At 39.4% G+C, this 15,519-nt stretch carries 16 protein-coding genes; 14 read left to right on the top strand and 2 right to left on the bottom strand.

The features are described 5' to 3' along the window. Positions 1-9 precede the first annotated feature (9 nt). Entirely contained in the window at positions 10-2,664 is a 2,655-nt protein-coding gene (locus HMPREF1505_RS00575) for a P-loop NTPase fold protein (RefSeq protein WP_036920968.1), read from the top strand. Positions 2,665-2,716: 52 nt separating this feature from the next. Here the strand turns inward: HMPREF1505_RS00575 and HMPREF1505_RS00570 are convergent, their stop codons facing one another. Continuing rightward, complete coding sequence (locus tag HMPREF1505_RS00570) at positions 2,717-3,016, bottom strand: helix-turn-helix domain-containing protein (protein ID WP_036921061.1); 300 nt, start codon at positions 3,014-3,016, stop codon at positions 2,717-2,719. An 11-nt stretch (positions 3,017-3,027) separates the two neighbouring features. Continuing rightward, on the bottom strand, positions 3,028-3,330 hold the full coding sequence (locus HMPREF1505_RS00565) for a helix-turn-helix domain-containing protein (protein WP_036920966.1): 303 nt from the start codon (positions 3,328-3,330) through the stop codon (positions 3,028-3,030). 376 nt (positions 3,331-3,706) lie between these two features. Between HMPREF1505_RS00565 and HMPREF1505_RS00560 the strand changes: the two genes are divergently transcribed. The 13 genes from HMPREF1505_RS00560 (at position 3,707) to HMPREF1505_RS00500 (ending at position 15,422) form a co-directional block, all read left to right on the top strand. Continuing rightward, a complete protein-coding gene (locus HMPREF1505_RS00560; RefSeq protein ID WP_081722898.1) occupies positions 3,707-5,050 on the top strand; it encodes a VapE domain-containing protein in 1,344 nt (447 codons plus the stop codon). A 193-nt stretch (positions 5,051-5,243) separates the two neighbouring features. Then, positions 5,244-6,218 carry a toprim domain-containing protein gene (locus HMPREF1505_RS00555; RefSeq protein ID WP_036920963.1) on the top strand — a complete coding sequence of 325 codons (975 nt, stop codon included), beginning with the start codon at positions 5,244-5,246 and terminating at the stop codon, positions 6,216-6,218. A gap of 2 nt (positions 6,219-6,220) precedes the next feature. Further along, the gene (locus HMPREF1505_RS00550) at positions 6,221-6,655 is read left to right on the top strand and encodes a DUF3408 domain-containing protein (protein ID WP_036920961.1); all 435 of its coding nucleotides are present in this window, start codon (positions 6,221-6,223) and stop codon (positions 6,653-6,655) included. Between the two features lie 315 nt (positions 6,656-6,970). Then, positions 6,971-7,402, top strand: a complete 432-nt coding sequence (locus HMPREF1505_RS00545; RefSeq protein ID WP_036920958.1) for a hypothetical protein — start codon at positions 6,971-6,973, stop codon at positions 7,400-7,402. Beyond that, complete coding sequence (locus HMPREF1505_RS00540) at positions 7,386-8,444, top strand: relaxase/mobilization nuclease domain-containing protein (protein ID WP_036920955.1); 1,059 nt, start codon at positions 7,386-7,388, stop codon at positions 8,442-8,444. Before HMPREF1505_RS00545 ends, HMPREF1505_RS00540 begins: the two co-directional genes overlap by 17 nt. Positions 8,445-8,525: 81 nt before the next feature. Then, positions 8,526-8,807, top strand: coding sequence for a hypothetical protein (locus tag HMPREF1505_RS00535; protein WP_036920952.1), 282 nt, complete (start codon positions 8,526-8,528; stop codon positions 8,805-8,807). Between the two features lie 663 nt (positions 8,808-9,470). After that, entirely contained in the window at positions 9,471-10,448 is a 978-nt protein-coding gene (locus tag HMPREF1505_RS00530) for a bifunctional hydroxymethylpyrimidine kinase/phosphomethylpyrimidine kinase (RefSeq protein ID WP_036920950.1), read from the top strand. Positions 10,449-10,730: 282 nt separating this feature from the next. Then, positions 10,731-11,603, top strand: coding sequence for a pyridoxal 5'-phosphate synthase lyase subunit PdxS (gene pdxS / locus HMPREF1505_RS00525; RefSeq protein WP_004360968.1), 873 nt, complete (start codon positions 10,731-10,733; stop codon positions 11,601-11,603). Further along, positions 11,600-12,187: a pyridoxal 5'-phosphate synthase glutaminase subunit PdxT gene (gene pdxT / locus HMPREF1505_RS00520; RefSeq protein WP_036920946.1), complete on the top strand. Its 588-nt coding sequence runs from the start codon at positions 11,600-11,602 to the stop codon at positions 12,185-12,187. Before pdxS ends, pdxT begins: the two co-directional genes overlap by 4 nt. A gap of 692 nt (positions 12,188-12,879) precedes the next feature. Continuing rightward, positions 12,880-13,350, top strand: a complete 471-nt coding sequence (gene greA, locus HMPREF1505_RS00515; protein ID WP_004360966.1) for a transcription elongation factor GreA — start codon at positions 12,880-12,882, stop codon at positions 13,348-13,350. A 21-nt stretch (positions 13,351-13,371) separates the two neighbouring features. Next, positions 13,372-13,770 (top strand): HIT family protein, encoded by a 399-nt coding sequence (locus HMPREF1505_RS00510; RefSeq protein ID WP_036920941.1) that lies wholly within the window; start codon positions 13,372-13,374, stop codon positions 13,768-13,770. A gap of 182 nt (positions 13,771-13,952) precedes the next feature. Then, positions 13,953-14,531: a hypothetical protein gene (locus HMPREF1505_RS00505; protein ID WP_231480310.1), complete on the top strand. Its 579-nt coding sequence runs from the start codon at positions 13,953-13,955 to the stop codon at positions 14,529-14,531. Between the two features lie 189 nt (positions 14,532-14,720). Next, positions 14,721-15,422, top strand: coding sequence for a hypothetical protein (locus tag HMPREF1505_RS00500; RefSeq protein WP_155948898.1), 702 nt, complete (start codon positions 14,721-14,723; stop codon positions 15,420-15,422). The last annotated feature ends 97 nt before the right edge of the window (positions 15,423-15,519 follow it).

Genomic DNA, 15,519 nt, shown 5'->3' with positions numbered 1-15,519 from the left:
GGATAATAAATGTTCCAAGAGATAAAGAAAAATATAAAAATGGCAGTATTATCTGAATACAAACTTATAATTTGTATTCTTGCAGTGTTGATTGTATTTTGGAAAATCATCAATACGCTAATATCCGAAAGCATTGTAAATATAACAGAGACTGTGGCTGATAATAATATGATAGTTGCTCTTATATTTTTCTTATGCCCGGTATTTATTGCATTTATAAGATTTGATTCTCTGAGAAGTGAAACTAAGATTTTTTCCCAAAGACATTTATGGGAATTTCTCTTGTTTGCAATTTACTCGTTTTTTAAGCGGTTGGGAAACTTTGACTTTTATTCCTATCTGGGAATTAGCTATTTCTCTTATTCATTTATAGGATTGTTTATTACAGAATTTGTATTATATTATTTTTATAGAAAGGATTTTCAAGTTCTTGCCAGCCTTCATAAAGCGCCACATCCTTTTTTCATAGATGCTCCCACCACAGATGATAGTTATGATAGGAAAATTTTTCTTAAAACGCTATTGGATAAAATCCTTTCAACATTCGATAACAGATATTTTGTAGAAAATCCCAATGCTTTCACAATATTGCTTAGTGAATCTTTTGGAATAGGGAAGACTTCTTTCTTGTTCCAAGCAAAAAAAGCCATTAGGGAGGAAGAATATAAGAATAAAATAATTTATGTAGAATTCAGACCTTGGCTTTGCGAAAAGCCAGAAACAATTATTACGGAATTTTTTTCAGTTCTGCATCAGGAACTTGACAAACATTTTGTCCTGCCAAAAGGAATGTTCTCTTCCTATCTATCCTTGCTTGTAGAAAATGCTCCAAACACGTATTATTCTTTCATGCTAAAATCATTACATAAGAAAAGATCCTTATCAGAAGAGCATGACAGAATAATGAAGTTCCTCAAACAGATAGATAGACCTATCCTTATCTCCATTGACGATGTAGATAGACTACACGATGATGAGGTAAAGGTGGTGCTAAATCTTATAAGAGACACGGCTGACTTCCCTAACCTTTTCTATATAGTTGCTGCTGATAAAAAGAATCTGTGCCTGTCAATGGAACGTTTGGGTATAAAAGCCCCAGAGAGATTTCTGAAAAAGTTTATCAATTTTGAATGTCTTTTCCCTGCAAACGATGCTGTATTAAAACAGTTGTTCCGAGAAAAATTAGACAGCGTTTTAAGGGAATATAGTTGTACAGGTTCTAAAGACCTTATAATAAACAGTATCCTTGAAATTGATAATATAATAGATGCTTTTGAAACTCCAAGAGATATTGTGAGATTCCTCAATATCTTTACATTTGCTATGGATTGTATAGAAAGAAATGAGATAATGAATGAAATTAACGTTGCAGATCTATTTGCCATATCACTTATACAATATTTGGAGGTAGAGTTATATAAGATACTTAGAGATGATGATGGTTTGCTTTTATCATACGATGACTCGACAAAATCGTTAAGTATATCGTCATCATACAAATCTGTATTTGATCACCCTTTATTGTCAAAAATAGATGAAAAAACTAATGAAAAAGAACCTCATACTGTAATATCAGACACAAATGATGTTGTTGCAGATGTATCAGCTAAAAAACAAATAGTACATCAGTATGTGGTATGTTTTTTGTTTGATCAGCAAAGAAAAGACATCAACGGTTATTCAATACGTTATGTGGATTCTTATTTCAGATATTTTGCTTTTACAAAGAAACAAACTCAAATATCAGGAGCCAAAGTCCGTACTATATTCTCTTCCGCACATGAAGAATTACATAAAATAGAGATTAAAGACATCATACTGCATGGTCAAGAAAGTTCTTTTATACATAATATAAATAAATGGTATCATACATTTGATGATTCTAAAATAGAAATCCTTAAAAAACTTTCCACTTTTGTTGCCTTGCTATGCGAATTAAAACCTGAAGTTGTCAGTGCTGATAAACCTCAGCAAAGAGCTCTAATAATAGAATCTTTTATAGAAGTCTATGATATTCACAGGCTTTTGGCGCATATATATTTTAATCAGCTTAAATCTTACCCTTCAGCTATTTTAAGTCAGGAAGAAACAGGAAAAAGATATGAAGAAGACAGAAATGACTTTGATAAATATATTAAAACTCGTAAATATGAAGTAAATTTTATTTCGCTGGTTCTCAAAAAAATCAGTATCAATAAAGAATATTCGTTACTTGGTGATGACAATATAGAAAGATGGTCAAGGCAGATTGTTGATAATTACATATTAGAATTGAAAAAGTATGATAAAGAACATACTTTCTCCAGAAATAATCTTTATACTATCAGCCACGTGGCTGTATTAGACACTTATTATTGGATAGACAGCTTTAAAGATTATATTAAGGAATCCCCATATTTTATGGACTGGATAGCAAGAGTTGCATCCTATGAAAATAATATGTGTGATTGGAATGAGTTATTAAGACAACAACTTAATTTCCCACATTGGCAAAATCATGAAATTTGGAAACAAATCATTACTAATAGTAATTATAAAGAAACCCCTGTTTTAACGGATCTAATGGAAATATTAAATAAAGACTTAAAGTCACTGAATAAATCTACGCATCCATATCTTGATTTTGTTGAAAGCTATTGGAAGAATAATGATATATATAAATAAGATAGATGCAGAAAGCATTTTATACCCTCTATTTCTATCTACAATAGTAATACTATACTATATTGTTTCTATAATGTTCTTCCAGCAGGCTTTCCAAATCCGACTCCTTATAAAGTATCTTCCCTGCAAACTGCGTATAGGGAATAATCCTCCTGTCCCGATAGTCCTGTAAGGTGCGTGGGCTGATATACAGCCTCTCGCACACCTCCTTGCCCGTTAGGAAATGCTCATCGCCAAAGAGTGGCTTGTGTGTCTGTGCCACTTCCTTAATTCTCTTGCTTACTCCGCTGATAGCGGACAGTACCACCTGCATATCGTCAGCCTCCATATTCAAGTCTCTTACCTGTTCCATATTCTTCATGTTTATTTGTTGAATTTATTTTTCTCCGCTTTCGATTTCTTTATTTTGGTTTGGAGCAACCTCTCCACGTCCTCACGCTTGTAATAGCACTTATGTCCTACTTGGGCAAAGGGCAGCACACCCGTATCCCGATAATGCTGCAAGGTGCGCTTACTGATGTTAAGCAACTTACACACATCACCATTGTGCAGCCAATCGGTGTGCCTGCTCTGTTCCCCGAATGCCTTGTGGCAGGTCTCGGCAAGACTGAGTATCTCGTTCCTTAGCTTTGCCCATGTAGAGTCTGTAATGATAAAATACCCCATAGTTCTATTATTGTTTTGTTTGTAATTTCTTATTGTTTTGCGTCTTACCGCACGTTTCTGCTTGCAAAAGTAGGATGTGTTTTCCATACCTCAAAGCAGCAGGGAACAGCAGGGAAATATAGGGAACTTGAGGGAAAAGACAACATATCTTATCGGTTGCCTTTTTCGCATTATTCTTTGATTTCTTCTTTCACCGTTTATCCTATATGAAGGATAATCCCAATCGGCGCAAAATACAGCAAACATAGGCAATACACACATTTCTGTCTTTGGCTGTAGCTATCATTCCCAACTCTGTTTTCTACAAAAATCCCATTTTCTTGCCCTGCCACGACAAAATATACATGTGAACTTTATAGCAGACAGACGCAACATTATGCAAGCACTCTCCGAATGCTTGGAACTTATCCGTTCTCTTAATAACTTCGTTCTTGGAAACAAAACCAAGCATATAATGAAGAAGAATGCAGATAAAGGCAATTCTGTGGGCGAAAATAATACGCCCAAGCAAAGGAAGACTTCCTCCAAAAATGGTGAGATAGAAACCTATCTCTCCTCCTATTATGAGTTCAGATACAACACGGTGTTGGGTAGAACCGAATACAGGGGCAAGAACGATGCTCACTTCTCAAAAGTGGGGCGCTATGAAATCAACACGCTCCGCAGGGAACTTGACAACGATGTGGGGATTATCACATCTTCCGACAACCTCTATTCAATTATTGAGAGCAGCTTCTCTCCACGTGTCAATCCCATACAGGAGTATTTCAAAAGGTTACCATTGGTGGATGTAAGCAGCAGTTCTCCCTTTTCACTGAAAGCCATTCCCCACTTGGCAAGTTGCGTAGTCGTGCGCAACTCTGACAAGTGGTTACAATATCTCACCAAGTGGCTCGTGGCAGTGGTCGCCAATGCAATGGACGACCGTGAGTGCCGTAACCACACCTGCCTTGTGTTGACGGGCGAGCAGGGCAAGTTCAAGACCACGTTCCTTGACTTGCTCTGCCCACCTGCCCTGCATGGTTACAGCTACACGGGCAAGATATATCCGCAGGAGAAGGACACGCTTACCTATATCGGGCAGAACCTCATCGTAAACATCGACGACCAACTTAAAGCCCTCAACAAGCGTGACGAGAACGAACTGAAGAATCTCATCACCTGTCCGATGGTCAAGTACCGTATGCCCTACGATAAGTATGTGGAGGAACACCCACATTTGGCGAGTTTCGTTGCATCGGTAAATGGTAACGATTTCCTTACCGACCCCACAGGCAGCAGATGGTTTCTGCCCTTTGAAGTGCTTTCCATAGATATTGAGAGAGCAAAGGCTGTTTCTATGGATAATGTCTATGCGGAAGCCAAAGTCCTGTTAAAGTCAGGTTTTCGCTATTGGTTTGATGATGATGAGATTGCCGAACTATACAGAGAGAGTGAGGACTTTCAAGTACAAACTGCAGAGATGGAGCTTTTGTTGCGTTGTTTTGAAAAGCCAACGGAGGATGAAAGTTATTCGTTAATGACCACTACGGAGATACTCACTTATTTGGGTATTTATACCCACCAGCCACTTGTTGCCAAGCGGATGGGCGAAGCCTTGAAGAAAGCAGGATACATAAAGGTGAGCAAACGAAGAAACGGTGGTAGCCCCATCTATGTCTACAAGATTAGGAAAATCTTGCCATGCCCGCTCCTTAAAACTTGTAGTAGCCAAATGTAGTAGAATGTGTAGTATTGTCTTATACTAAAAAGTAACACTGATTATCAATCACTTATCACAAAATAGTATGTAGTAAGAAGAAAGATGAAAAAGTTTGGAGGGGAAAAAGTTAGAAAAAGGGAAATTCATTCAAATGCAATCAAATATAATTCAGACAATCGATTATAACTCAATCACTTAAATTATTCAAGCAATGAAAGAAGAAGATTTATCACTCATCAAGCGATACTCCATCGTGGAGTATCTTGAAAGGAAAGGTATCAAGCCTGTACGTAGGACACCTTCCTATGCGCTGTACCGCTCACCACTCAGAGAGGAAATGCATCCGAGTTTAAAGGTGGACACACAGAAGAACCTCTGGATAGACTATGCCGAAGGACGGGGCGGAAGCATCATCGACCTCTGTATGCGCTTGGAAGGCTGCACGCTATCGGAAGCCATCCGTCGTTTGGGACAGAACGCTCCCGTTAATGACACATATAGTTTTCTAAATGACTTCGCACCAAACAACACCCAGCCTGTGATGGCTGTAAATGGAGCAAGGAGACTGATAGAAATATCAGACACTCTGCCACCACATTTTCAGGAGTACCTTACAAAGGTGCGTTGCATCAACTTGGAAAAGGCTATGCCTTTCCTCAAATGTATCAGCTATGAGGTAAGGGGCAGGCGCTATCAAGCCATTGGCTTTTCCAATCTCTCTGGCGGCTATGAGCTTCGGGACGACAAGACGTTCAAGGGAACGATAGCCCCGAAGGACATTACTCCGATATTCACGGATAGAGCGGAGCCAGTATGTATCTTTGAAGGCTTCATGGACTTCCTATCCTTCCTTTCAATGAAAGAAGAGATTACCAACCACTGCCTTGTGATGAACTCCGTGAGCAACGTGGCAAGGACTATCCGTTATTTGAATGACCGACACCTCACCCATATCCGTGCCTTCCTTGACAATGACGAAGCAGGACGGATGGCTGTTCAAGATTTCATAAAGGCAGGCTTCCATGTTGAGGACATGAACATACATTACAAAGACTTCAAGGATCTCAACGAATATCATGTCAGCCGTGTCCGTGAGCAGCAGAAACGGAAAGCGCAGAAACAGACACACATATCAATTACAGGACAAAACAAGAAATCAAAACAAGTCAAACTTAAAATGAAATAGAAATGGAAAAGGAAACTATGATGAGCGACAAAGACCTTTCATGGTTCTTGGGTGTGGAAGATGAAACAGAGAACGAATCTACTTCACAAGAAGCGACTGCAGTTCCTGAAAGAGAAAGCCCAACAAACAAGCAGGATACAGAGAATACCATGCACTCCGAGCCTGCACGGAATGCTGAGAGTGCAACTGTTCAAAGACGTATCAGTGCCAAGATGAGAAAGAAAACACTCGAAGCCTACAAGCAAGCCTATCTTGTGCCGACCAAGTTAAACAACCGTAAGGCTGTCTATCTGAGTAGGGAGACACAGGAGCGTGCCGACTTTATTGTGCGTAGGTTAGGCGACAGGGGTAGCAACCTTTCAAGCTTCGTTGAGAACATCGTGCGTCAGCATCTGGAGGAATATGGTGAGGACATAGAGAAATGGAGAAGACTGTAATCCGTAAGAAAAGGTAGACGGTTTTCTGGAAAAGGGTCTACCTTTTCTTCTTCGGCTTAGTTCTCTATGAGAATGCCACGAATGCAGTTAGTCATAGAATGCATGGCATTCATTTTTAAGCTATAAAACGTTTTAAGCGTAAATGGTTTGTTCGGTAGCATTGCAAGACGTCAGTTTGTTCCCACAAACTGCTCTTGCTCCCCTCGTCAGACTGTCGAGGAGATTAGACCGTAATCACTACGTTCTCATCGGTCAGCATTCAAGAATTAAGAGACAATGAATCATCTATAATGATTAACTTTCAAAGAAGCTTATATGAACAGATATAATAAAAAGATTGCCCGATGGCAGCAACAGAATAAGGAAGAGCAGAAGATGAACAAGACAGAGTTCATCAAGGTAAGATGCACCTCAGAAGAAAAGCAGCGTATCAAATCAAAGGCGGAAAGTGCGGGGCGTAAGTTCTCTGATTACTGCCGTGAGATACTCCTAAATCGAGAGGTGGCAGCCGTCCCCAAGATGACCGAAAATGAAAGGGAAGCCATTGCCATACTTCAGCATACAGGAAGGTTCTACGGGCAGATTTCTAACCTCATCAAAGTAAAAGATGAGAGATGGGTACATATTACACAGAACCTTTCGCTATGTGCCAAAGAGGCATTTAAGCGATTTTACGACCCCCATTTTCGTGTGGACGATGAGGTATATAAGGTCTTAAATATGAGAAGAGATGATAGGAAAATGTAAGGCAATAGCGCACGGTAGTACGGCTCTGGACTATATTTTCAGAGAGGGCAAACTCGGCTATCGGCTTGCTTTCCACAATCTTTGCAGCAGGGAGCCAAAGACAATCTATGAGGAAATGAAAGTGGTCAGTGACTACAACAGCCGTTGCAGGAACAAGTTTCTCCGCATCGAAATCGGTATCGCACCACAAGACGAAAGAAAGCTACCTGTGTCAGAGCTTATGGGAATAGCCCATTTGTTTGCCAAGCGAATGGGACTTGACAACCACCAATGGGTGGCGGTAACGCACAAGGACACCGACAACAGACATATTCACATTATTGCCAACCGCATCAGCCTGTTTGGAGAAGTCTATGATACCACTTTTGTGAGCAACAGGGCTGCAAGGGTGGCAGAGGAAATCAGCAGGGAGAAAGGCTTGACCATTGCAAAAGAGGTCAAGGCAGAAAGGAAACACCAAAAGGAAAAATCTAACCCAACGAGAGAGCAAACAAAGAAAGAGGTGCAACAAATCTGTTATGCTCAGCTTGACAAGTACAAAGGAACAGGTGTCACGGGGCATTCCATGTTCCTTTATGAATTGAACAAAAACGGCATTACCATAGAGTGTATGAAGAACAAGCAAGATAAGGTATATGGCTTGAAGTTCTCATACGGAGGACTATCATTCAAGGCTTCCGAAATCGGCAGGGAGTTCGGTTATCGTTCCCTGCAGAAGAACTTTGAAGCAGCCAACAAGGAAAAGCAGAAGAAACCACACCAAACGATACAAGAGCCAATAGAAAAGAAAGAACAACTTGATACAGGTTACCAACTTGTACCTCCAAGCCGTTCCTCAATTTCACGAGACAATGACACCCCACGAGTGCAAGATTCCATTGGTGCAGTGGCAGACACCATTGTTGGCGCAGCCGACGAACTGATGGAAGGATTGGGCGATTTGATTACACCATCCGCACAGGGCAATGACTATGCCGAAGCTGCGTGGCAGCGCAGACTCAGAAATCAAGCCAACAGAAAAAAGAGAGGAAGAAGGATATAAAAAAATACATATAAAACTTTCTTGTTGGCACACTATTTGCTTCTTAATAATAAGAATTTATTAACTATTAATTTAAACTATATGAAAAAATTTTACAATGTGTTATTAACCTATGATGTAGATAACAAGCATACCGAAATTAGAAAGAAATTAATTGATGAGTATGATTTTGAGGAAATAATCATAGGTGATGATAGAACGAGGTGCAATTTGCCAAATACGACTTTATTAAAGAGGAATACAACTAAAGAAAATGTCTTCAGAATAATTAAAGACGTGTGCAAGATGCTTAACGTAAAATTAGAAAGAGTTATTTCTACAGAATGTTCAAACTGGATAGCATTAAAAGGTGAAAGGTTGTAGATTTGTAAAGAGCCAAGATTGTAAGTCCAACCATTTGTTTTATCCAAGTTGGTAGAATTATGTGGATTTTTCATCAAGAACGCTTGTTATTCGGTAACAAAGTCTTATCTTTGCAGACAGAATAACAAGCGTTCTTTATTAGGCAGAAAACGGCGATTTAAAGTAGCTCGCTCGTTTCCTAATCGTTACCTGTTTAGTTATACAAACAAGGTAACTTCTTTATTTTCAGTTAGATACATTTTTATAATTATCTTACCATGCAAAAGGTGCCCTTTAAGACCCTTATTAACGCCCTTTTGAAGTCTAATTAAGCACCTTTTCTTATACCGTTTTATAACTAATTGATTTACTGTTGGTTGCAAACCTGCTTCTTGTATGTGTTTTTGCCATTATTTACAGATGTTTTAATTGAAATTATGTAATGATTTTTCAAATCCTTATCTACATGTTTTCGAAGTCTTAAAATGAAAAGGTTTTCAATGAAATTGGATGATAATAGGGTGGATAGATTCCTTTGATGTATGTGAGTCTATAAGCTTTTTGATTGCTGTGAGGCTAATAAGGTTAATCAGACAGATAAGCCTAATAAAAGTCAGAAATGTAGTTTTTCTTGTCAATTTAGGAATAACTCTTGCAGGTTTCAATATTTTCAATTTACTTTGTATGCAAAACAATAAACCTAAACTGTTGAAGACAATTCTCACAATAACAGGTTCAGATAGCACTGGTGGCTCTGGTGTGCAGGCTGATATCAGAACGATAGCAACCTTAGGAGGCTATGCTGTGTCGGCTGTAACGTCTGTCACGGTGCAGAATACCTTGGGTATTCAGGCTTTCTATGACCTTCCTGCGGAGATTGTTAGAGGACAGATTGAGGCGATTATCAATGATATGCAGCCTGACACGGTAAAGGTGGGAATGATTAGAACCATAGAGACCTTGGCTGTCGTGGTGGATGCACTGTTGAAGTATCGTCCTCACCATATTATATATGACCCAATTGTGACGGCAAGTAATGGTGACAGATTGATGACAGATGACGTGATAACACAGATACGTTGTCGTTTGCTGCCACTTTGTTCGCTTGTCATTCTGCGAGAAGGAGAGGCTGAAAGAATCTTTGATTGTTCTTCGTTGAAAGGAGAAGGACGTCGAACTGTACGCTCATTTGTGTTGGACGACCCTTTACAGCATGGTCTTGCCAATAGTTTTTCATCAGCACTTGCAGTCTATCTTAGCCAAGACGAGCCGATGGATGAAGCGTTACAACATGCTCGGGAGTATGTCAGAACGCTTGTAGCAAGGAAGAGTGATATCAGTGGACGGAGTAGTCAGCTGTATAATGAATTCTTAGAAGCTGTTCAGTTGCATTATCATACGAATCGTGATGTTGCTTTTTATGCTGACTGCCTGAATGTTTCTCCACGTTATCTGTCGCAGGTGGCGCATAGAATATCTGGTAAATCTCCCAAATGTATCATTGATCATACACTGGCAGAGGCACTTGCCTGTCAGCTTCGAACGACACAGAAGACCATTCAAGAGATTGCATATGAGCATGGTTTTGCCTCACAAGCTCAGTTTTCTAAGTTCTTTAAGAAGCAGATGGGACTGACTCCGAGTGAGTGGCGAAGGTCGTAGGGGGACCTCCCCCAGCCCCTCCAAAGGAGGGGAGAGCCTAACGGGATAAAGTAGGGGACAACTCTATAAGTCCTTAAGGTTGTAACATCAAGTAGGGGAGAGTCTAACGGGATGAAGTAGGGGGCAACATGTTGGCTTTTAAAGCTCATAAATCCGTGTGTTGTTCTTACACTTTTCTCATCGTTTTAAAAGGAATTTCTAATATTAACTAACACATATAACATCTTTATGTACACTCATTCGTGAGTGAAACATGGTAGAAATCTAAAAAATTAAAGTAATATGGCAAATAGACAAGAACTAAACCGCAACCTCGCTCAGATGTTAAAGGGCGGTGTAATCATGGACGTAACAACACCAGAGCAGGCGCGTATCGCTGAGGCTGCAGGTGCTTGTGCAGTAATGGCATTGGAACGTATCCCAGCTGATATTCGTGCTGCTGGTGGCGTTTCGCGTATGAGTGACCCAAAGATGATTAAAGGTATTCAGGAGGCTGTGACGATTCCTGTAATGGCAAAGTGCCGTATTGGTCATATCGCTGAGGCTCAGATTCTGCAGGCAATTGAGATTGATTACATTGATGAAAGTGAAGTTCTATCTCCTGCTGATAATATCTATCATATTGACAAAACACAATTTGAGGTGCCATTCGTTTGTGGTGCACGTAATTTGAGTGAAGCATTGCGCCGTATTGCAGAGGGTGCAACGATGATTCGTACAAAGGGTGAGCCTGGTACAGGTGATGTTGTGCAGGCTGTTAGCCATATGCGTTTGATGCAGAGTCAGATTCGTGAACTTGTTAGTAAGCGTGAGGACGAACTCTTTGAGGCGGCTAAGCAGTTGCAGGCTCCATACGACCTCGTGAAGTATGTACATGAGAATGGTAAGCTTCCTGTAGTGAATTTCGCTGCGGGTGGTGTGGCAACTCCTGCTGATGCTGCATTGATGATGCAGTTAGGTGCTGAGGGTGTGTTCGTTGGTTCTGGTATCTTCAAGAGTGGTGACCCAGCTAAGCGTGCTGCAGCTATCGTTAAGGCAGTTACAAACTATAATAACCCTAAGGAGTTGGCTGCATTGTCAGAAGACTTGGGTGAGGCTATGGTTGGTATCAACGAGCATGAAATTGAAGTGCTCATGGCTGAGCGTGGACAATGAGAATTGCCGTTCTTGCCCTGCAGGGAGCGTTCTTAGAGCATGAAATGATGCTCCGTAAGCTGGGAGTTGATTGCTTTGAGGTGCGCCGATTGGAGGATTGGCAACAGGAGAAGGATGGTTTGATAATCCCTGGTGGTGAGAGTACCACTCAAGGAAAGCTCCTTCGTGACCTTGGTTTGCTTGATCCTATCCGCGAAGCTATCGAAGCAGGATTGCCAGTCTTTGGTACTTGTGCGGGTTTGATACTCCTTGCTCGTGAGGTAGAGGGGAATAGTTCGTCTGCACCAGTTCCTCCTCGATTGGGTACAATGCGTATGACTGCTGCTCGTAACGCCTATGGTCGTCAGTTGGGTAGTTTCCATACGGAGGCTTCTTTTAAGGGAATTGAAGGCGATATCCCAATGACTTTCATCCGTGCACCTTATATAAAAGAGTCTGCTGAAGAGGTAGAAATCCTTTCAGAGGTTGAGGAACATATTGTAGCTGCTCGCCAAGGAAACCAACTTGTTACTGCCTTTCATCCTGAATTGGATAGTGATATGCGTGTGCATGAATACTTCTTGGGAATGGTGAAAGGTAGATGATACCTTAAAGGAAAGTACAACTAAATAATGAATATAGGCTGTTACAGATGCTCATTGGCACCTGTAGCAGCCTATATATGTTTTTGTTATCTTCTAAAGAGTTAAGTTCTGTAAGCCAGTATTTACCGATAAAATGTTTGTGATATCAGACTTAAAGACATAAAAAAAGGACTACCGCTGTAGTCCAACCTTTGTTAACCTTAAATCTAATACTATGAAAAACACGTTGCAAAGATAAAGAGTATTTTTTATATTTGCAACTTTTCCAATGTCTTTTTTTAGCATATGATGTATTATTGATTTATATCAAGTAGTTTATATGACAAAATGATAGTTTAACCTCTAATGACCGATTTTGGTTAATGGTTTCGCCAGAGCCGAGATAGTTGACATTACCAGTTCATTACTTGTTTGGCAACAGCGGATGTAATGTAAAGAGGATTTATATAAAGAAAGTTGAATATAACCTGAAAGAAAGACTAAAGTCTGAAAGAAAAGTTGAAATATAGCTTATAAAAAAGCATTTTTATCCGTTAAAACTTTGTTATGTCATTTTTTAAGCCTATCTTTGCAAAAAATAAAAGGATTAAGACGTTTAAGGATATGGGATTCCGACATTCAGTGAGATTGATGTTGGAATTCTATCTTTTTTATGTCTATTGAAAAACGATTAATTTTTAAAACAAGATATTATGGCTTATATGTCACAGGAAGGTTACGACAAACTCGTAGCCGATTTGCAGTATTTAGAATCTGTTGAACGTCCCAAGGCATCTGCTGCTATTGCCGAAGCTGCCGATAAGGGTGACTTGAGTGAGAATTCTGAGTATGATGCTGCTAAGGAGGCACAGCGTCATCTTGAAGCACGTATTGCTGAATTGAAGATGACCGTGGCACAAGCAAAGATTGTTGATGTGTCACGTTTGAGCACTGATGCCGTACAGATTATGTCTACTGTTGAGATGACAAACGTAAAGACAAATGCTAAGATGAAGTATACGATTGTTAGTGAGACAGAGGCTAACCTGAAGCAGAATAAGATTTCAATCAAGACTCCTATTGCACAGGGCTTGTTGAATAAGAAGGTGGGCGATGAGGTTGAAATCACTATCCCTCGTGGTACTATCACTCTGCGCATTGACAAGATCTCAATTGATGCATAACAATAAAACAAGGAGGTTTGTATGACAATATTCAGTAAGATTGCAGCGGGTGAGATTCCAAGCTACAAGTGTGCAGAGAACGAACAGTTCTATGCCTTTCTCGACATTGATCCAGTAACAAAGGGACATACACTTGTCATTCCTCGTAAGGAGGTTGATTACATCTTTGATATGGAAGATGAGGAACTTGCTGCCTTTGAGGTTTTTGCAAAGAAGGTTGCACGTGCTATAAAGACGGTCTTCCCATGTAAGAAGGTAGCACAGGTCGTCTTGGGATTAGAGGTTAATCATGCACATATTCATCTCTTGCCAATGAACAGTGAGGCTGATGTTGATTTCAAGCATCACGTACAGGTTGATGCTGAGGAGCAGAAGGAGATTGCTGCAAAGATTTTCAAGGCTTTCCAGGAATTGGATTAAGTGATAGGTTCTGAAACAGAAAACGAACAGAGCGGAGATATATCATAAGGAATATATCTCCGTTTTTGCTTATAAAGAATCTCTATGAAGGAAACGAAAGATGATAATTGGTCAGATTGGTTGATTAATGACAAGCTCCGCTGGGAGAGATTTGGCTTGTTTGGTTGGAAAGAACGGTAAGCATGTGGACTGGGATTGTATTGGGTAGTCTTTTGTTCATTGCTATCCTTGTTGTAGCTTTCTTGATTCTAAAGACGGGCAATAAACTTTATAGCTATACCTTAATGCCTTTCAGTGAATTGCCTATTAATCATACGGTGTTTTGTATTATTTTGGATGCCATCCTAAGTTTAATAATCATTGTCTCAAAGAAGCGTTGGAGAAGAGGGAATAATCGTGTGACTATGTTCTTCTTACTCATGTTTTTCAATCCTGTCTTATGTTATTTCTTATTTGGTTTCGTTTCTTTTGCTATTCTGTACCCCAACTCTAATTATGGTGACAAAGAGATAATAACGCAGAGGGCTATATTCACAGGAAAAGTTTCTATGGTGGCAAATGCCGGAAGTTTTGTTTGTTATAACTTTTATCTTCCACAGATAAAGCGAGAGATAGTATTCACGAATGGTTTTTCTTATGATTGGAAACAAAATAGCCCTTGTACTATCTATTTACATAAAGGTTATTTTGGATTGTATGTAGCAGATAGTGTGGTGTATAAAGAAGGCTCATTCTCATCAACAACACTTGTTGCAGAATGATCTATTTCCTATCAATGAACAGCGTCGCTGATGTTAATATCAAATATCATGTACAATTTGAGGGGTAGAAAGAGATTGTTGTAAAGATTTTCAAATCTTAGTAAGAGTAGTATTAAATTATAAAAAATATTATTGAATGGAGATATATTGTGACGTGTATATCACCGTTTGCCGGTTATACGAATGTTTATGAAGAATATACGGGATGATAGATGGACTGATTGGCTAATTGACGAAGAGCATCGTTGGGAAAATATAGATAGGGTCAAGCCGGCAAGGTGGATTCTTGGTATATTGTTTTTGTTACTGTTTTATCTGATAATAGGCTTAATCTTTGCAGGGCTTTCCATGTTAATTCTGCATGCCGTTGATCTCGAAACGATAGGAAGTAACACAATTCTGCCTTTTTCCTTTTTATATAGTGATGACAAGTATCTGTTTCCGTGTATTGATCTTGTCCTTAGTCTTGCTACAGTGATATATAAGTGTAGGAAGGATAACACAGGGGAGAGAGTTCTTTTTTTCTTTATTTTTATGCTTATCTATTCTTTTCTTATACTATCAATGGTAGCTGTGACTACTCCTGTAATCTGCTATGTGAATCGAAATTTTGGTGAAAAAGAGGTAGTGCAAAGGGATGCTGTTGTAAAAGAGTATCTTGGTATATCAATGCGAAAGGGAACGAAATTGTTTTATCGTATAAAGATACTTGGGACAAATGAAGAATTTGTTTTTTGCACATCTGATGATATTGAATCCTCAAAGAATACTCCTGGCTTACTTTATATGCATAAAGGATGGTTCGGAATGTATGCTGTGGATAGTTTAAGAATTAGTTCTGACAATAGGTCAGAAGTCTTTGTTATCGATCAATATAAATATATGAAGTAGTTAGAAGGTAGCAGCAAGATTTTATATACGGTTGTGATTTTATCAAACAGGGATATACTGTCATAGCATATCCCTGTCTTTATATATGGAAGAATCA

This window comes from Prevotella sp. ICM33, from assembly GCF_000517825.1.
Classification (GTDB): Bacteria; Bacteroidota; Bacteroidia; order Bacteroidales; family Bacteroidaceae; genus Prevotella; species Prevotella melaninogenica.
The sequence above is the reverse complement of the archived record's forward strand: the minus strand, read 5'-3'. Positions and strand labels throughout refer to the sequence as shown.